Below are 17,577 nucleotides of genomic sequence, written 5' to 3' on the forward strand. Positions count from 1 at the left end.
ATCCGTCTCCTATTTTGGAGGCGTTTTTTATTTGTGAGAAAGGGGGTTACGATGTCTCTTGTAAAAAGATATTCAAAACAGTTGATAGGATTTGCAGGTTTTAGCAGCCTTCTTGTCTTATGGCAGTTAGCAGGTTTTTTAAATATTCTCCCCAAATTTGTATTACCAACGCCACTTGAAATTGGAAATGCCTTTGTACGAGATCGAGCTCTCCTGATTCATCACAGTTTGTCTACCCTTCAAGTGGCCTTGATCGGACTTGTTATAGGGGTTCTTCTTGCTGCCGGCTTTGCGATTCTCATGGATAGTTTTCAATGGGTGAATGATCTGGTCTATCCTTTTATGGTTGTTATTCAAACCATTCCGACGATTGCCTTGGCCCCTATCCTGGTTCTTTGGTTTGGTTATGGTATGCTTCCAAAACTGGTTTTGATCATTATTACGGTGGTATTTCCCATCGTAGTCAGTCTGTTAGATGGTTTTCGGCATTGCGATCAAGATATTCTGAGATTGTTTCAGATTATGCAAGCCAATCGCTTTCAGACCTTAGCTCATTATAAAATTCCTGCAGCGCTTCCTTATTTTTTTGCAGGTTTACGTGTGAGCGTTTCCTATGCTTTTATCAGTACGGTAGTTTCAGAATGGTTAGGAGGTTTTGATGGATTGGGGGTCTATATGATCCAATCGAAGAAGTTATTTCAGTATGATACGATGTTTGCGATCATTGTATTGATTTCTGCTATTAGTTTACTCGGTATGTTTCTCGTTGATCAATTAGAACGAACCATTCTAAAATGGAAAAAGGATTGACAAACTTGTAAATGGTGTAAAAATTAAATTGACAAAAATGTAAAAGAGGTATAGCTAATGAAAAAGTCAATAGGTTTATTTTTCTCAATAATATTGGGATTTGTTTTCTTGAGTGCTTGTCAAAATTCTGTCAAGCAATCGTCAAGTGGTTTGAAAAAGATTGATTTTATTCTAGATTGGACCCCGAATACCAATCACACGGGTCTCTATGTAGCAAAGGAAAAAGGGTACTTTAAAGATGCAGGACTGGATGTAGATATAAAACTTCCTCCGGAAGACAGTAGTTCTGATTTGATTATCAATGGGAAAGCTCCATTTGGTATTTATTTCCAAGATTCTATGGCCAAGAAATTGGATAAAGGTGCGGGTATTACCGCTATTGCAGCTATTGTCGAACACAATACGTCAGGGATTATTTCAAGAAAAGATGCAGCGATCACAAGTCCAAAAGATTTGGTTGGTAAGAAGTATGGTACCTGGAATGATCCGATTGAGTTGGAAATGATCAAATCGATGATGAAAAAAGAAGGGGCTGATTTTAATCAAGTAAAATTGGTTCCAAATAGTGATTCAAATTCCATTACTCCGATTGAAAATAAGGTCTTTGATGCTGCTTGGATTTATCACGGTTGGGATGGAATTTTGGCTGAGCAAAAGGGAATGAAAACCAATTTCTTCTATATGAAAGATTTTGTTCCTGCATTTGACTACTATTCGCCTGTTATTATTGCTAACAATGACTATTTGAAATCTCATAAAGAGGAAGCAAAAAAATTCATTCAAGCGGTGAAAAAAGGCTACCAATATGCTATAGAGCATCCAGAAGAAGCAGCAGATATCTTGATTAAACAGGCCCCTGCTTTGGCTAACCAGCGTGATTTTGTACTAGCTTCTCAAAAATATCTTTCCAGTCAATATGCTTCAGACAAGGATAAATGGGGACAGTTTGACTCCAAACGTTGGAATGCTTTTTATGCTTGGGCAAAAGAGCAAGGATTGGTTTCAAATGACTTAGAAGACAAAGGTTTCACAAATGAATTGGTAGGTGACTGATATTTTAACCGTAAAAGATGTAAGTTTCTCTTTTGGAGATAAAGCAGTTTTAAACAATGTATCACTAGAAGTGCAAAAAGGAGAAATCGTCTCTATTCTAGGTCCAAGTGGGGTAGGGAAATCAACCTTGTTTAATTTAATTGCTGGGATCCTTCCCTTACAAAAGGGCGCTATAGAAGTAGATGATGCCCCGATCTCCTTTGGAAAAGTCAGCTATATGCTACAAAAGGATCTTTTGTTAGAACATAAGACAGTATTGGGAAATATTATTCTTCCCCTTCAATTAAAAAAGATTCCTAAGGAAGAGGCAACATCTACAGCTCTAAAATTGTTAGATGAATTTAAATTGGGAAGTATCGCCAACCTTTATCCTAATGCGCTGAGTGGGGGGATGCGGCAACGGGTGGCGCTATTAAGGACTTATCTATTGGGTCATTCTGTCTTCCTATTAGATGAAGCTTTTAGTGCCTTAGATGAATTGACAAGGCAGGATCTTTATCACTGGTATCTAGAAAGCAAGGAACGTCTTGGTCTCACCACTCTAGTGATCACTCATAGTATCGAAGAAGCTTTGACATTGAGTGACCGGATCTATATCTTGAATCATAATCCCGGTGAAATTATTGCAGATCTTCCTTTAAAATGGGATCCAGCAACGGATAGAGACTGGCAACAATTGCAATATAAAAAACGAATCATAGAATTATTGTCTGAATTTCATTGAAATTGTTTTGAAGGACTTTACAAAGTTTCTATTCCGTGATAGAATAGAGTTTGTGCGAAATGACAGCAGGACAAAATGAAGCTCGTCAACAGGAAGTCAGCTAGAAAAGTAACCTTTGCTGTTTGGGCGAAGGCTTTCTGAACGAATCAGGTTTGTCTAAAACGTTATTTCCTACAAAAATTATTTTTATAGGAGGACATTTCAAATGTCACGTTATACAGGACCATCTTGGAAACAATCTCGCCGTCTTGGCTTGTCACTTACAGGTACAGGTAAAGAATTGGCACGTCGTAACTACGTACCAGGTCAACACGGACCAAACAACCGTTCAAAATTGTCAGAATACGGTTTGCAATTAGCTGAAAAACAAAAACTTCGTTTCTCTTACGGACTTGGTGAAAAACAATTCCGTAACTTGTTCGTACAAGCTACTAAAGTTAAAGAAGGAACTGTCGGTTTCAACTTCATGCTTCTTTTGGAACGTCGTTTGGATAACGTTGTTTACCGTCTTGGACTTGCGACTACTCGTCGTCAAGCTCGTCAATTCGTTAACCACGGTCACATCCTTGTTGACGGAAAACGCGTTGATATCCCTTCATACCGCGTAACTCCAGGTCAAGTGATCTCAGTTCGCGAAAAATCAGCTAAGGTTCCAGCTATCCTTGAAGCTGTTGAAGCTACAGTTGGACGTCCAGCATTCGTATCATTCGATGCTGACAAACTTGAAGGTTCATTGACTCGCCTTCCAGAACGCGATGAAATCAACCCAGAAATCAACGAAGCACTTGTCGTTGAATTCTACAACAAAATGCTTTAATTTTAAGATATACTTTGCAGAAAGCCTACTACAGTGGGCTTTTTGTTTTGTCTTAAAGGGTTGATTTCTGGCTTTGCTCCCCTTTTTGTTTTCTTAAAACCTAAACCTGCTAATAAAAAAACTCCTGATCTAGATCGATCAGGAGAGACTGTTACCGTAACATTTTCATTAAAAATTCAGCCATTTGTTGAGGACTTTCTTTTTTTCCGCGCGAAACCCACATCTGACAGACTCCGAAGAAGGCATTGGTCAGATAGACAGAACTGTAGACTCTTTCAATATCTGTTAATGATTTATGACTATAGCGCTCTTGCAAACTATCAACCAGAAGAATCTGTAATTTATGTCGTAAGAAGGTTTGGATCTCTTTGGTTCCATTCTCTGTCAGAAGAACTGCAAAGAGTGGCTCCTTGGTTAGGAATTCGAACACTTCTGTAATCGCTTGGCGCTTGTCGTCTTGGTGTTTGTCAAAGATATATTCAAGCTTGTGAAAGAGTGCTTGTTGGTAGCGCTCGATCATATCGTACTTGTCTCGATAGTGGGTATAAAAGCTAGAGCGACTAATGCCGGATTCTTGTGCTAACTCAACCGTTGTGATTTGGTCGAATGATTCCTTTTCTAGTAGTCGAACCATCGCCTCCTCGATATTTCGTTTTGTTTTTAATCGTTTATTGCTCTCAGTCATCTGTTAATCCTTTTTGCACAAAATTATACACAGTGTCTAAAAATAAAGATTTCCTACTTGTGAAAATTTCTAGAAACTGTATAATCTATTATATCAGAAATTTAGACAATGTGTATAAAAAGGAGACAAAAAATATGATGAAAGAATGGAAGGCTATTCTTAAAAAGCCAACATTTATCATTGTCATGATTGGGGTTGCTTTGATTCCAGCTCTTTATAATATTATTTTTCTATCTTCCATGTGGGATCCATATGGCCAAGTTTCGGATCTTCCTGTAGCGGTTGTCAATAAGGATCAATCTGCTACATATAATGGACAAAAGATGGAAATCGGAAAAGACATGGTGTCCAATTTGAAGGACAATGACTCACTTGATTTTCATTTTGTAGATGAGAAAGCTGCGAAAGATGGTCTTAAAAATGGCGATTATTATATGATTGTAACCCTGCCTGAGGATCTTTCAAAGAAAGCTAGCTCTATCTTAACCAATCATCCAGAACAGATGACCATTGATTACCAAACGTCCAGTGGTCATAGTTTTATCGCAGGAAAAATGAGCGACACTGCGATGACAAAGATGAAGCAGTCAGTGGCCGAAAAAGTGACCAATACGTATACAACAGCTTTATTTTCCAAAATGGGATCGCTTAAATCTGGTATGGGGACAGCGGCAGATGGAAGTGCTAAATTAGCAGATGGTGCAAGTAAATTGGAAGATGGTGGTCAAACACTGTCTACTAATTTGAATACATTGGCTCGTTCAAGCTTAGCATTTTCAGATGGTGCGACTACTCTTCGTACGGGTCTAGCAGCCTATACAGATGGTGTTGGTCAATTAGGAAATGGTCTCAATCAAATGGCTGGTCAACTTCCAAACTTGGTATCTGGCGTCAATCAATTAAATAATGGGTTTGGTACTTTTAATACAGGCTTGATGGCTTACGCTACCGGAGTGGATCGATTAGGAAATGGTCTCAATCAAATGGCGAGTCAAACCCCTCAGTTAGCTTCAGGAGTTGGTCAATTAACCAGTGGTATGGGGACCCTCAATGATGGTCTTGGGAATTATACCAATGGCGTGCGTCAATTGAATTCAGGCCTATCTAACTTTTCAAATGGTTTAGCAACCTATACAAATGGAGTCGCTACTTTATCAGAAGGAGCGGGTCAATTAAGTAGTCAATCTGCTACCCTTCGAAATGGGGTTTCACAATTAGAATCAGGTATTCAAACATTATCAAGCCAGCTACAAGCTTCTACAAGTCAATCTGCTCAGATTGATCAATTGGCAGCTGGTTTAAACCAATTAAATGCAGCGATTCAAAATGCTTCAGTAGATACCAGTCAACTTTCGTCTGGATTGACGAGTATTGCGAATTCAGCTCAATCAATCCTTGCTTCAGCCCAAGCGGATCGTGCAAATGCCCTTGCAAGTGTACAAGGGACAGCAGCCTATCAAGCAATGACAGCTGACCAACAAGCGGAAATCAATGCGGCGATCTCATCGAGCCCAAGCTCGAGTGAAACGGCGGCTCAAGGGATCTTGACTACGATTCAAACGATCCAAGGTAGTTTGAATACAGGAAATAGCTTGACACAACTGCAAACGGCAGCCAATCAAGTTTTACCGACAGCTTCTTCTACCTTGACAGACTTGTCAAGTGGTTTGTCTAAGATCCAATCCGCAGTTAGTGGACAATTGTTACCAGCTAGTCAAACCATCAGTCAGGGGATCGACGCTTATACAGCAGGTGTCGATAAAATCGCTAATGGAGCAACCCAACTTCAGACCAATAGTAGCACTTTAACGGATGGTGCTAGTCAGTTAGCAGCAGGTGTTGGCCAACTAGATAGTAAATCATCAGAATTACTTGCAGGAAGCAATCAATTAGCTTCTGGTCTAGGTGAGTTAAATGGGAAGATGCCTGCCTTGACATCAGGCATGAATCAACTGGCTTCAGGAGCGACTCAATTAACAGGTAAGTCGGGTGAATTGGTTGCCGGTGCTGGAAAATTAGCTGACGGTGTAGGACAATTGAACAGCAAAACTCCAGAGTTGGCAGGTGGTGTCAACAAACTTGTCACTGGTGTCAATCAGTTGACAGAAAAATCAGGTCAATTGGTGACTGGTGCTGATAAACTAGCCGACGGTGCAAATCAAATCTCAGATGGGTCCAGCAAATTAGCAGCAGGTGGCCAAACATTGACAAATGGTTTAGGTGAATTAGCAACAGGAAGCCAAACCTTGAGTCAAGGATTAAACGATGCTAAGGGACAATTGAATGTGGCTACAACTGAAAAAGAAAACGCTAAAACCTTAGCAGATCCTGTCACTTTGTCTAAAACAGACCGTGACAATGTCCCGGTGAATGGTGTCGGAATGGCTCCTTATATGATCTCTGTAGCACTCTTTGTTTGTGCCTTGTCAACCAATATGATCTTTGCAAAATTGCCATCCGGTCGTCATCCTGAAAGTCGCTGGGCATGGTTTAAATCTCGCTTTGAGGTCAACGGAACGATTGCGGTGATTGCAGGAGTCTTGGTCTATGGTGCCGTTCACTTGATTGGTTTATCAGCTAATCATGAGATGGCTACTCTCTTCCTTTGTGTGATTGGTAGTGTGGCCTTCATGTCTATCGTGACTGCTTTGACAACATGGCAAAGAAAGATCGGTGCTTTCCTTTCCTTGATCCTCTTGCTCTTGCAATTGGCTTCTAGTGCAGGAACCTATCCTCTTGCTTTGACAAATGGCTTTTTCCAAGCCATTCATCCATTCTTGCCAATGAGCTATACCGTTTCTGGTCTTCGTCAAACGATTTCGATGACAGGAGAAATTGGAAATCAAGTGGCCTTCCTTCTGATGACTATTGCTCTTTTTGCAGGGCTAGGAATGTGGTTCTATAATCCAAAACAATATGAAGAGGACTAATCTTCGGGAACTCCCAACAGAATGTGTTGGGAGTTTTTTGTTTCATGTGAAACAAAAATTCTCGCTTGTCTAAGCGAGAATGTAAATTATTTAAAGAAGACGACATCAGGATTTGGAGTAATATAGAGAAGTTGGTCGTTTTCAAAGACCAGTTGGATAGTGTTGTTTTTATAGGTGTAAATGGTGTAGTTTACTCCGAATTTAGAAGCTTGTTTGAGATCAACAGCTCCCATCAAAAAGGCGTGAGCTTGTTCCCCTGTGATTTTTCCCTCGTGGTAGAGCCCTTTAATATTTTCTAATTCGGTATTTTCAAAAGATTCGGCAATATAAGCAGGGTCTGTTATTTGTTTCTCTGGATTTCCAAGAATTGTTTGGACAAGAGCGGTGGTATATCCTTCATAATCCGGCGTCTGTGCAAAAATTTTATCGTCATTTCTAGAGTAGGCTACTTTTAGGTTTCCTGTCGCATAAATCTTATCTTTTGGAGCTTCTTGAGCATTTTTAGGGAGTCCTTCGGTCGTGACGATGTCAGAAGAGGTTTCCGTAGTAGTTGAGGGAGAGCTAGAGGAGTTGCTTGAGCTATTTGAACTGGTTGAGCGACTCGGGAGGCTAGAACGACTCGAGCTACTTTTTTTAAAGGTTTTCTTTTTTGAGCTGGTAGCAGTGGGTACTTTTTTAAAGTTGATCTTAAGGTCCGGCACACAGGCTGATAGAAAAAGAAGAGACAGCAAGAGTGTGAAGAAAAGAGGGAGTGTCTGTTTTTTCATCATGTTCCTTTCGATAAGCTGATTGAATTTCTATTCTATCATAAAAAAGGCAACAAAAAAAGGTCAGGAAGAAATCCTGCCTTTGTTTGTTATTATTGATGCCCGCCTCCAGGTCCACCGCCTTGAGGTCCGCCACCTCCGGGAGCACCACCGCCTCCAGGCATGGAGTTGACAATTTCCGTTTGTTTTTCACCGTTGATATAGATGTCTCCGCCAGTGTAGGTAGCTGTTCCATCAAAGTCGAATCCAGATTGACCCGTTAATTTAATGGTTCCTCCGGTAACAGTGATATTTCCATTCGAATCAATTGGATCGGTATCGCCTTGGCCAACTTCAACGTTGAGGGTTCCACCATTCATAGTGAAGAAAATTTCATCTTGGTTGGCATTAGCATTGGCTGCATTGACACCATCATCGGTTGCATAGATGGTGATATCACCACCGTTGATGGTGATCGATTTTCCTTCGAGACCTTCGACAGACTCTGTCACCTCATAGGTTCCGCTATCGATGATCAGATCTCCAGAAGCATGGATGCCATCGTCTCCTGCAGTGATGGTCATTTTGTTATCTGAAAGGTACATGGTTCCGACCGAAGTATCTTCATCATTATCCACCTTGACGGCATCTTCATCTGCATCGATGGTCATGGTCGTACCAGTGATATTGAGTTCGTCATTGACGTTGAAGGCATCTCCTACAGCCGTTATCTTATAGGTTCCACCTGTGATATGGAGAGTGTCATTGGCTTTGATACCGTTGTTCTTCTTAGCGTCAATGTTGAGCGTACCTGAACCATTGATGGTGAGGTCGCCTTTAGAGAAGATCACCGCATCGGCATCTTCATCATTGTTTGAACTTGAATCAGACAAGGTATTGGTCGTGCCATCTGCTAGAGTCAGGTAGACATGACCTGCTTTCGTAGCAGAAATTGGCGCGTTGGTGTTGGTCATGGTAACGCCTTTCAAGACGATGTGAACATCATCTGAGTCACCTGCTTCGACCTTGATTTGAACTCCATCGGATTCACCAGAGATGACATAGGTTCCGGCCTTTGAGATGGTCACAGTTGATCCAGATACAGCAACGCCGTCACCTGATACACTTGCAGAAGATCCAGACAGTTTTACAGTAGAGGCTTTGCTTTCATCATAAGAGCTGTCCTTGTCCTTATCTGTAAAATAGTTGGAATTGTTTGTTTTATTTTTTGAAGTAGAAGTAGTGGTTGTTTGTGCAGTATTGCTTTTTGTAGCTGATTGTGATGACGCCTGGGTGCAAGCTGTCAGTAAGGTGAGGGTTGCGGCCCCCGTTAATAAAAATTTCCATTTGTTTGATTTCATGAGCTTTTCCTCTTGTTCAATTGATATGCTCCTAGTCTAAAGTTGCTAGCTGAAAGTTTCCTAAAGTTTTTCTGAAAGGAACCTTAACTTTAGTTTTCTTTAAGTTTGGCTTAATGACCAGTTAAGAAAGTCCCATTAAACTAGAAAGCACGTAAGTCGTATTCATACTTACTGAAGTTTAGAAACAATAGCCCCCTTAAAGGAGAAGAAACATGAAAAAAACAATTGAGACAAGTTTCAAACGAATCGAAACAAAATATATCGTCGCAAAAGATGACGTGAAGGACTTGATCAAAGACTTAAAAGAATACGTCGTAGAAGATGATTACCCAACCTCAACCATTTCAAACATTTATTTTGATACAGAAAATTTTGATGTCATTCAAGATGCTCTTGCCAAACAACACCGCCGTGAAAAAATTCGGATGCGGACTTATATAGAAAAACCTCAAGCAGACAGTCCAGTGTTTCTAGAGGTGAAGTCAAAAGATGAAGAAGGAATTGGCCATAAATTCCGCCTAGTCGCCACTTCACAAGCCATTATCAACTTGATGACAGATGGGAAAGTAGATCATCAGATACAAGATCCAGACTTAGTGCAAGAGATTCAGAGATTGCGCAAACGTTATGGTCATCGATTGGAACCACGGATGTTCATTTATTACGATCGCTTGTCTCTCAAAGAAAAGAAATCCATTCAGGGTTATCCTTATCAGAAGATTCGCGTGACAATCGATCAAAACCTAGTTTTTCGAGATCAGGCTGTTAGCCTTTTTGATGGGAAGAAAGGAGAACCTCTACTAGAGGATGACTTCGTGATCATGGAAATTAAGGCTCCTGGCCAAGAACCTCAATGGTTAAAGGATATTTTAGAGAAGTATGGTTTGGTCAAGCAGAAATTTTCAAAATATAGCTGTGCTTATCATAAATCACAAGGCTTGGATTATGCCCCAAGACCAGTTCAAGAAACGGTAGGTGCTGCCTATGTCTAATCTATTTGATTCTATTTTTAATAATGCCACAGCAACGGTGGATCCCTTGCGCTTACTGTTGGCCCTTTTGGTCAGCCTCTTTCTAGGGATGGCCCTATCTTGGACCTATAAATACCGAACACTTTACACTCGAGAGTTTGTCATTAGTTTGACCTTGCTTCCTTGTATGATGACCTTAGTGATCTTTTTGGTCAATGGAAGTTTGGGAACCTCGATTGCAGTGGCAGGGACCTTTAGTTTGATCCGTTTTCGTTCGGCTACGAGTGGTTCTAGAGAGTTGATTGCCATTTTCTTAGCTATGATTATAGGACTGGCAGCTGGATCTGGCTATCTTTTATTGGCCATTTTAACAACCCTCTCTTTACTAGGGGTGTGGCTGGTATTGGAGAACAAACAGAATAAGGCAGACCATCAACGGCGCCGCCATTTGACTATTACCGTCTCAAAACAAGATTCTGTTGCAGAACAAATCAGCCAGTTGTTGGACCAAAGTTGTTCAGAAATTGACTTTATTTCTGTCACAACGGCCCAAGCTGGAGAACAACTGACCTTGAACTACGAGGTAAATATGAAATCGAACATCGATGATTTTGCCCTTGCCAATCTATTGATTAACAAGATTGAAAATTGTGATGTCGCTCTGACAAAGAAAGCAAAGAAAAGAAAGAATCTATAACGGCTATCCTACTTTAGGATAGTTTTTTAGGGTTTTAAGAACTTTTTAAGAAAAAGTGGTATACTGTTTCTAAAAAATTGAAGGAATCCTTTATGAAAAAGACTGCTATTTTTGAAGATGTCGTCTCCATTATGACCCATGATTCATCTACCAGCAAGGATCGAAAAGGATGCGATCCAGAGCCTTTTCGAGAAAACATTACAGATGATATGACAGATGATGCCTTTCTCTATCAAGTTAAGGCTTACCTAGCTAGTTTTGGGGTGATCGGGCATGTTTCTTTTCGAGATAAAAAGGCCAGTCAAAAAGGGTTCCTTTTGAGAATAAATGGACAGAAACTGTATGTTGAGGAAGCTAATGAAGATACGGGTCTTCAAGTAGGAGATCAGATCCTAGCTCTGGATGGGAGTGAATTGGATCAGATAGCTTCTCTTCATAAAGCCTATTTTATCAGCAAGACCCCTGAAAGACACTACCGAGAATGGGCAGATTTGGTCTCTCAGTCAACGAGTGTCACCCTGCTTCGAGAAGGGAAAGAAAAGACCATTAAAGTAGTACCCAGTCGAGAACCGATCCAGGATCAGATTTTTTGGAAACGATTAGATGATGAGATTCTTTATCTTCGTCTGGATAACTTTATGGATGAAGGAGCCATTAGTCGGGTATATCAAGAGTGTTTACCGATGATGACGGAAGTCAAGTTTCTTCTCATTGATGTTCGACGTAACAGTGGAGGGACGGATTCTCTATATCTTCCTCTGTTACATCTAGGCTTAGAGAAGGATCAGGGCTATGATTCGCTTGACTGGGATGATGATGGCATGGAAATTCTCTATACGGAACGTAATGTTGATCTGCGCTTGAAAGACTTTGAGGACTGGATGCAACAGGAAGAAATTAGTCCCGAAACAGTTAAGCTACTTGAAGATATGAAAGAGAATTTGATCCACCATCGGGGGAAAGGCTATGTACCGTATAAGCAAGAAAGTGAGGAATTCTTCCCAGAGGTTAAAGGTGGCCACTATCCTGAACGGATCTTTGTCTTATCAGATATCTATTGCGGTTCTTCTGGCGATAACTTTGTTCAGATGATGAAGCAGTTTAAGAAGGTAACGGTGGTAGGTAGACCGACTCTCGGAATTTTAGACTATTCCAATTGTTGTACCGTTGATTATGGCGATTATCAATTGATGTTTCCTACTTCTCGTTGTCTATGCGTAGATCAAGGTAAAGGAATGACGGATCAAGGTGTTCTACCCGATATAGAGATTCCTTGGACACCTAGCCATTTCGAGAGAGATGTGGATCTGGACAAGTGTCTGGAGTTGATTCATCAGGGGACTGTGAAATAGAATAGGATTTCAACCAGAAAACTGATTAAAGAAAAATGCTTTCGTTAAACGACTTGAATGATCTGAAATGATAACGTTTTCTACGACATTCTCACTATGTTTAAAATTGCTTACTTGGTATAAAAAATGGTAAAATAGTGAGTAACAATCAAAATGAAGAGTGAAACTTATGAAACATAAAACACTTTATAAATTTATCGGGCAGACGGTCTTGTATTTCGCCATTTTCCTAGCCCTACTTTATTTCTTTAGTTACCTTGGTCAAGGTCAGGGTGGCTTTATCTACAACGAATTTTAGAAAAGGAGACTCCTAGCCGTGTCAAACCAACCAATTACTGATATGATCGAGACAATTGAACGTTATGCGCAACTACAACCAGACTATCCGGTTTACAATGTCCTTGGTGAGGAGCATACCTATGGCCAATTGAAGGCTGATTCAGATAGCTTGGCTGCTCATATTGACCAAATGGGACTTCCCGAAAAGTCACCTGTAGTGGTCTTTGGTGGACAAGAATATGAAATGTTAGCAACCTTTGTAGCCTTGACAAAATCTGGCCATGCCTATATCCCAATTGATAGCCACTCTGCCTTGGAGCGCGTGTCTGCCATTGTTGAAGTAGCAGAGCCAAGCTTGATTATCGCCATCAATGAGTTCCCAATTGAAAACCCAGCTGCTCCAATCATGTCCTTGGAGCAAGTGCGTGAAGCTTATGCGGCTCAGCATGCCTATGACTTGCAACATCCGGTCAAAGGGGATGATAACTACTACATCATCTTTACCTCAGGGACAACCGGGAAACCAAAAGGGGTGCAAATTTCGCACGATAACTTGCTCAGCTTTACCAACTGGATGATTACGGACAAGGAATTTGCAACGCCAGAGCGTCCGCAAATGTTGGCGCAACCGCCCTATTCTTTTGACTTGTCTGTCATGTACTGGGCACCGACCTTAGCTCTTGGAGGAACGCTTTTTGCTCTTCCATCAGCTATCACTCAAGACTTCAAACAACTCTTTGCGACGATCTTTTCTCTTCCGATTGCTATCTGGACTTCAACACCATCTTTTGCAGATATGGCTATGCTGTCTGAAGATTTCAATGCTGAAAAGATGCCAGGTATCACTCATTTCTACTTTGATGGGGAAGAGTTGACCGTTAAAACGGCTCAGAAATTGCGCGAGCGTTTCCCAAATGCACGCATCATCAATGCCTACGGCCCAACGGAAGCAACTGTAGCTTTGTCGGCAGTAGCAATCACAGATGAGATGTTAGCTACTTTGAAACGTCTGCCAATTGGTTATACCAAAGAAGATTCTCCAACCTTCATCATTGATGAGGCAGGCAACAAATTGCCAAATGGTGAGCAAGGGGAAATCATCGTGTCTGGACCAGCCGTTTCAAAAGGTTATATGAATAATCCAGAGAAAACAGCAGAAGCCTTCTTCGAATTTGAAGGTCTTCCAGCCTATCATACGGGAGATGTCGGAACCATGACGGATGAAGGCCTTCTTCTCTATGGTGGTCGGATGGACTTCCAAATCAAATTTAACGGTTATCGGATCGAGCTAGAGGATGTCTCTCAAAACTTGAACAAATCGAAGTATATTGATTCAGCAGTCGCAGTACCGCGTTATAATAAGGATCACAAGGTCCAAAATCTCTTGGCCTATGTCATCTTAAAAGAGGGCGTCAAAGAACAATTTGAGCGCGAAATTGATATCACAAAAGCCATCAAGGAAGATTTAGAAAACATCATGATGTCTTATATGATGCCTTCAAAATTCCTCTATCGTGATAGCCTGCCATTAACACCAAACGGGAAAATCGACATCAAAGGGTTGATTAGCGAGGTTAATAACCGATGATCGAGTTTTTGAAACAGCTCCCTCATTTAGAACACTATGGAACACCGATCTATTTTGTCTACCTCATTCTAGCTTTTTTGCCGATCTTTGTGGGCCTCTTTTTCAAAAAGAGATTTCCGGTCTATGAAGGACTGGTGAGTCTGATCTTTATCATTTTGATGCTGACAGGTTCGAATCTCAAGCAAATTTATGCCCTGCTCTTTTACGTAGTCTGGCAAATCTTGATTGTGTATTCCTACAAAATCTATCGTCAGAAAGCGGACAACAAGTGGATTTTCTATCTTCATTCCTTCTTGTCTGTCTTGCCCCTGATCTTTGTTAAGGTGGAGCCAGCGATCAAGAATGGACACCAATCCTTGTTTGGATTTTTAGGGATTTCTTATTTGACCTTCCGAGCTGTCGGAATGATCATCGAAATGCGAGATGGTGTCTTGAAAGAATTCACGCTCTGGGAATTCTTACGTTTTATGCTCTTTATGCCAACCTTCTCAAGTGGGCCGATTGATCGTTTCAAGCGTTTTAATGAGGATTATAAAGCCATTCCTGAGCGCGAAGAATTATTGGATATGTTGGAGCAAGCTGTTAAGTACATCATGTATGGCTTCCTTTATAAATTTATTCTAGCTCATATTTTTGGCCACTTATTGTTAGGTCATGTGCAGACCTATGCCTTGTCTCAAGGTGGATTCTTCAACATCGGAACGCTGGGAGTCATGTATGTTTATGGTTTTGACCTTTTCTTTGACTTTGCAGGGTATTCCATGTTTGCTTTAGCGGCTTCCAATTTGATGGGGATTAAAAGTCCCATCAACTTTGACCGTCCTTTTAAATCACGTGATTTAAAGGAATTCTGGAATCGCTGGCATATGAGTTTATCTTTCTGGTTCCGTGATTTTGTCTTTATGCGTCTCGTAATGGTACTGATGCGCAATAAAGTCTTCAAGAGCCGGATTACTACCTCAAATGTTGCCTACATTATCAATATGTTGGTCATGGGCTTCTGGCACGGGGTGACCTGGTACTATATTGCTTATGGGCTCTTCCATGGGCTTGGAATGGTTATCAATGATGCCTGGATTCGTAAGAAAAAGACCATCAATAAAGAAAGAAAAGCAAAAGGATTGGATCCGATACCGGACAATCGTTGGACCAAAGCTTTAGGGATCTTTATCACCTTTAACACAGTGATGCTGTCCTTCCTGATCTTCTCAGGATTCTTGGATCAGCAATGGTTCCCAAAAGTGAAATAAAAGGAGAATAAAAAATGGATGTAAAATCACAAGTAATTGAAATTATTGACGAATTGTTTATGGAAGATGTCTCAGACATGATGGATGAGGATCTCTTTGATGCGGGTGTTCTTGATAGTATGGGAACAGTCGAATTGATTGTGGAATTGGAAAGTCGCTTTGGCATCCGTGTTCCTGTATCTGAATTTGGACGCGATGATTGGAATACTGCTAACAAGATCGTAGAAGGTGTAACGGAGCTTCAGAATGCTTAAGCGTTTATGGCTGATTTTAGGGCCCGTATTTTGCGCGCTCCTCATGGTAGCAGCTTTATTATTCTTTTATCCAATCAATCATAAGCACAACTATACCGAAGAGAAAAAAGCTGCGGTTAGTCTGAATGCAGAAGGCTTCAAGAGTCGTACAAAGAAGCAAGAAGCACTTTCTGATCCACAGCATCGATTTGTTCCTTATTTCGGCTCAAGTGAATGGTTGCGTTTTGATGTGGTGCATCCAGCAGTTTTGGCTGAAAAATATGACCGTAATTACAGACCCTACTTTTTAGGAGAACGAGGTGCGGCTTCTTTGAACCAGTATTTTGGAATGCAACAGATTTTGCCAGAACTTAAGGACAATACAGCTGTTTATGTGGTTTCTCCGCAATGGTTTACCAAGAAGGGCTATGATTCCTCTGCCTTTCAACAATTCTTTAATAGCGATCAGTTGAATAGCTTTATTGCCAATCACCAACAGGATGCTGCATCCCAGTATGCCGCGAAACGCCTGTTGCAACAGTATCCAAATGTCGCCTTTCAAAGTGTTGTGACGAACATTTCTCAAGGAAAGAAAATTTCAAGATTTGATCAGTCTTTGAACCAGCTTGTTTCCCATCTTGTTCAGCGCGAAGATGCCTTATTTAGCAATCTCGCTACTCGTACAAACGGGAATTACGATAAGAAGGTCAAAAAACGTCTACAAGATTTGCCAGATCAATTCTCATATGAGAAATTGGAGGAAATTGCAACGGCTGAAGCAAAAGTCAAAACCAATAACAACGACCTTGGAATCAGCAATCATTTTTACAATACTCGTTTAAAAATGAAGTTGAAGAAACTAAAAGGTTTCCAAAAGAACGAATCCTATGTTCAATCTCCAGAGTACAATGACTTGCAGTTGGTTCTAGACCAGTTTGCTAAATCTCGGACCAATGTCATCTTTGTGATTCCTCCAGTCAATGCCAAATGGATGAAATACACAGGCTTGAGCCAAGAAAAGTATGAACAGGCTGTTCAAAAGATTCGTTACCAATTGGAAAGTCAAGGATTCACCAATATTGCAGACTTTTCTAAAGATGGTGATCAGCCCTACTTTATGGAAGATACGATTCATATGGGATGGAATGGTTGGCTAGCCTTTGATAAAGCGGTCAATCCCTTTGTCACAAAGGATGAAAAAGCACCAACTTACCATCTAAATGATCGCTTCTTCAGTAGAGATTGGGCCCAATATAAAGGAACACCAGACGAATTTAAATAATGCTTGATCAAAGGGGGCAGGATCGAATCCTGGCTCCTTGATTTGTGAGGAAAGGGACGGAAAGTCACAAGTAAGCAAGATAGTTATCCACAGGCTGTGGGAAACTTGCTTGTAAATGGATGAAAACAAGTCCTGATGCTGATGAATCTTCCTCTTTTAAGGGGAAAATAGGTAAAAGTTATCCACATTTTTGTGGATAAGTGATGAAAAACAGTGGATAAGTCAGCTAGCATGTGAAAAGGAGAAATAGTGTGAAAAAAATTTGGTTTTACGCAATCGTTCAGGGGATTGTCATCTTTTTTATTGTGGGTGGCATGACTTATGTACTTAGGGGAGATTTCTTTTTCCGCTACCTATCCCCTATTTTTGGATTAGCAGCAGCTGTTTTGCGATTTGGGACAGCGACTTTAATGAAGGTGATAGCCCCCAATCTCTACGATGATCCCAAAAAGAAGGAAGAAGTTGGCCACGATAACTAAAGAAGTTGGTAACTGAAAAAGTTGAGCTAAAGGCCACTTTCTGCTGGTCTTTATGGTAAAATAGAAGGAAGAATATTAGTTTGGAGATTAATTAGAAATGAAACGTTCAATGTATGCTGGACGTGTTCGTGAAGAACACATTGGAACTCATATTACTTTGAAAGGATGGGTTAGCCGTCGTCGTGATTTGGGTGGTTTGATCTTTATTGATTTACGCGACCGCGAAGGAATCATGCAATTGGTGATCAATCCAGAAACAGTTAGTGCAGAAGTGATGGCCACAGCTGAAAGCATCCGCAGTGAATATGTTGTAGAAGTGA

The 17,577-nt window shown here is 40.8% G+C and carries 18 protein-coding genes; 15 read left to right on the forward strand and 3 right to left on the reverse strand.

Features of this window, described 5'->3' with window-relative positions:
• Window positions 1–51 precede the first annotated feature (51 nt).
• The 4 genes from HMPREF2704_RS07185 (at window position 52) to rpsD (ending at window position 3,404) form a co-directional block, all read left to right on the forward strand.
• Entirely contained in the window at window positions 52–810 is a 759-nt protein-coding gene (locus tag HMPREF2704_RS07185; RefSeq protein WP_021154138.1) for an ABC transporter permease, read from the forward strand.
• Between the two features lie 57 nt (window positions 811–867).
• On the forward strand, window positions 868–1,863 hold the full coding sequence (locus tag HMPREF2704_RS07190) for an ABC transporter substrate-binding protein (protein WP_049475071.1): 996 nt from the start codon (window positions 868–870) through the stop codon (window positions 1,861–1,863).
• Window positions 1,856–2,587, forward strand: a complete 732-nt coding sequence (locus tag HMPREF2704_RS07195; RefSeq protein WP_024056481.1) for an ABC transporter ATP-binding protein — start codon at window positions 1,856–1,858, stop codon at window positions 2,585–2,587. Before HMPREF2704_RS07190 ends, HMPREF2704_RS07195 begins: the two co-directional genes overlap by 8 nt.
• A 205-nt stretch (window positions 2,588–2,792) precedes the next feature.
• Window positions 2,793–3,404: a 30S ribosomal protein S4 gene (gene rpsD / locus HMPREF2704_RS07200; protein ID WP_003002210.1), complete on the forward strand. Its 612-nt coding sequence runs from the start codon at window positions 2,793–2,795 to the stop codon at window positions 3,402–3,404.
• 151 nt (window positions 3,405–3,555) lie between these two features.
• Here the strand turns inward: rpsD and HMPREF2704_RS07205 are convergent, their stop codons facing one another.
• Window positions 3,556–4,089, reverse strand: a complete 534-nt coding sequence (locus HMPREF2704_RS07205) for a TetR/AcrR family transcriptional regulator (protein WP_003001962.1) — start codon at window positions 4,087–4,089, stop codon at window positions 3,556–3,558.
• 134 nt (window positions 4,090–4,223) lie between these two features.
• Here HMPREF2704_RS07205 and HMPREF2704_RS07210 point away from each other — a divergent pair, with 134 nt between their 5' ends.
• Window positions 4,224–7,019, forward strand: coding sequence for a YhgE/Pip domain-containing protein (locus HMPREF2704_RS07210; RefSeq protein ID WP_024055447.1), 2,796 nt, complete (start codon window positions 4,224–4,226; stop codon window positions 7,017–7,019).
• 86 nt (window positions 7,020–7,105) lie between these two features.
• On the opposite strand, the gene HMPREF2704_RS07215 is transcribed toward HMPREF2704_RS07210, so the two are convergent.
• Together HMPREF2704_RS07215 and HMPREF2704_RS07220 are read right to left on the reverse strand one after the other, a co-directional pair.
• Window positions 7,106–7,789 (reverse strand): DUF4947 domain-containing protein, encoded by a 684-nt coding sequence (locus tag HMPREF2704_RS07215; protein ID WP_083324087.1) that lies wholly within the window; start codon window positions 7,787–7,789, stop codon window positions 7,106–7,108.
• An 89-nt stretch (window positions 7,790–7,878) separates the two neighbouring features.
• Window positions 7,879–9,126, reverse strand: a complete 1,248-nt coding sequence (locus HMPREF2704_RS07220; RefSeq protein ID WP_070846093.1) for a carbohydrate-binding domain-containing protein — start codon at window positions 9,124–9,126, stop codon at window positions 7,879–7,881.
• A gap of 212 nt (window positions 9,127–9,338) precedes the next feature.
• Here HMPREF2704_RS07220 and HMPREF2704_RS07225 point away from each other — a divergent pair, with 212 nt between their 5' ends.
• The 10 genes from HMPREF2704_RS07225 to HMPREF2704_RS07270 form a co-directional block, all read left to right on the forward strand.
• A complete protein-coding gene (locus HMPREF2704_RS07225) occupies window positions 9,339–10,118 on the forward strand; it encodes a polyphosphate polymerase domain-containing protein (RefSeq protein WP_070846096.1) in 780 nt (259 codons plus the stop codon).
• Window positions 10,111–10,794, forward strand: a complete 684-nt coding sequence (locus HMPREF2704_RS07230; protein ID WP_049475078.1) for a DUF4956 domain-containing protein — start codon at window positions 10,111–10,113, stop codon at window positions 10,792–10,794. Before HMPREF2704_RS07225 ends, HMPREF2704_RS07230 begins: the two co-directional genes overlap by 8 nt.
• Window positions 10,795–10,886: 92 nt before the next feature.
• Window positions 10,887–12,146 (forward strand): S41 family peptidase, encoded by a 1,260-nt coding sequence (locus HMPREF2704_RS07235; protein WP_070846098.1) that lies wholly within the window; start codon window positions 10,887–10,889, stop codon window positions 12,144–12,146.
• 169 nt (window positions 12,147–12,315) lie between these two features.
• Window positions 12,316–12,444 carry a teichoic acid D-Ala incorporation-associated protein DltX gene (locus HMPREF2704_RS07240; protein WP_003002102.1) on the forward strand — a complete coding sequence of 43 codons (129 nt, stop codon included), beginning with the start codon at window positions 12,316–12,318 and terminating at the stop codon, window positions 12,442–12,444.
• Window positions 12,445–12,462: 18 nt separating this feature from the next.
• A complete protein-coding gene (gene dltA / locus HMPREF2704_RS07245) occupies window positions 12,463–14,013 on the forward strand; it encodes a D-alanine--poly(phosphoribitol) ligase subunit DltA (RefSeq protein ID WP_070846100.1) in 1,551 nt (516 codons plus the stop codon).
• Window positions 14,010–15,263 (forward strand): D-alanyl-lipoteichoic acid biosynthesis protein DltB, encoded by a 1,254-nt coding sequence (gene dltB / locus HMPREF2704_RS07250; protein ID WP_024055454.1) that lies wholly within the window; start codon window positions 14,010–14,012, stop codon window positions 15,261–15,263. Before dltA ends, dltB begins: the two co-directional genes overlap by 4 nt.
• 14 nt (window positions 15,264–15,277) lie before the next feature.
• The gene (dltC, locus tag HMPREF2704_RS07255) at window positions 15,278–15,517 is read left to right on the forward strand and encodes a D-alanine--poly(phosphoribitol) ligase subunit DltC (RefSeq protein WP_024055455.1); all 240 of its coding nucleotides are present in this window, start codon (window positions 15,278–15,280) and stop codon (window positions 15,515–15,517) included.
• Window positions 15,510–16,778, forward strand: coding sequence for a D-alanyl-lipoteichoic acid biosynthesis protein DltD (gene dltD, locus HMPREF2704_RS07260; protein ID WP_070846102.1), 1,269 nt, complete (start codon window positions 15,510–15,512; stop codon window positions 16,776–16,778). Before dltC ends, dltD begins: the two co-directional genes overlap by 8 nt.
• Window positions 16,779–17,029: 251 nt before the next feature.
• On the forward strand, window positions 17,030–17,257 hold the full coding sequence (locus HMPREF2704_RS07265; RefSeq protein WP_024055457.1) for a hypothetical protein: 228 nt from the start codon (window positions 17,030–17,032) through the stop codon (window positions 17,255–17,257).
• Between the two features lie 97 nt (window positions 17,258–17,354).
• On the forward strand, window positions 17,355–17,577 hold a 223-nt coding region (locus tag HMPREF2704_RS07270; protein WP_256318341.1), incomplete at its 3' end, for an OB-fold nucleic acid binding domain-containing protein.

The sequence above is a fragment of the Streptococcus sp. HMSC076C09 genome, from assembly GCF_001837905.1.
GTDB lineage: Bacteria > Bacillota > Bacilli > Lactobacillales > Streptococcaceae > Streptococcus > Streptococcus parasanguinis_I.

Coding starts and splice junctions, on each gene's coding strand:
- HMPREF2704_RS07220 (WP_070846093.1), bottom strand. CDS start 9,126: ATGAAATCAAACAAATGGAAATTTTTATTAACGGGGGCCGCAACCCTC.
- HMPREF2704_RS07230 (WP_049475078.1), top strand. CDS start 10,111: ATGTCTAATCTATTTGATTCTATTTTTAATAATGCCACAGCAACGGTG.
- dltD (WP_070846102.1), top strand. CDS start 15,510: ATGCTTAAGCGTTTATGGCTGATTTTAGGGCCCGTATTTTGCGCGCTC.
- dltC (WP_024055455.1), top strand. CDS start 15,278: ATGGATGTAAAATCACAAGTAATTGAAATTATTGACGAATTGTTTATG.
- dltB (WP_024055454.1), top strand. CDS start 14,010: ATGATCGAGTTTTTGAAACAGCTCCCTCATTTAGAACACTATGGAACA.
- HMPREF2704_RS07235 (WP_070846098.1), top strand. CDS start 10,887: ATGAAAAAGACTGCTATTTTTGAAGATGTCGTCTCCATTATGACCCAT.
- HMPREF2704_RS07240 (WP_003002102.1), top strand. CDS start 12,316: ATGAAACATAAAACACTTTATAAATTTATCGGGCAGACGGTCTTGTAT.
- rpsD (WP_003002210.1), top strand. CDS start 2,793: ATGTCACGTTATACAGGACCATCTTGGAAACAATCTCGCCGTCTTGGC.
- HMPREF2704_RS07190 (WP_049475071.1), top strand. CDS start 868: ATGAAAAAGTCAATAGGTTTATTTTTCTCAATAATATTGGGATTTGTT.
- HMPREF2704_RS07205 (WP_003001962.1), bottom strand. CDS start 4,089: ATGACTGAGAGCAATAAACGATTAAAAACAAAACGAAATATCGAGGAG.
- HMPREF2704_RS07225 (WP_070846096.1), top strand. CDS start 9,339: ATGAAAAAAACAATTGAGACAAGTTTCAAACGAATCGAAACAAAATAT.
- HMPREF2704_RS07215 (WP_083324087.1), bottom strand. CDS start 7,789: ATGATGAAAAAACAGACACTCCCTCTTTTCTTCACACTCTTGCTGTCT.
- HMPREF2704_RS07210 (WP_024055447.1), top strand. CDS start 4,224: ATGATGAAAGAATGGAAGGCTATTCTTAAAAAGCCAACATTTATCATT.
- HMPREF2704_RS07185 (WP_021154138.1), top strand. CDS start 52: ATGTCTCTTGTAAAAAGATATTCAAAACAGTTGATAGGATTTGCAGGT.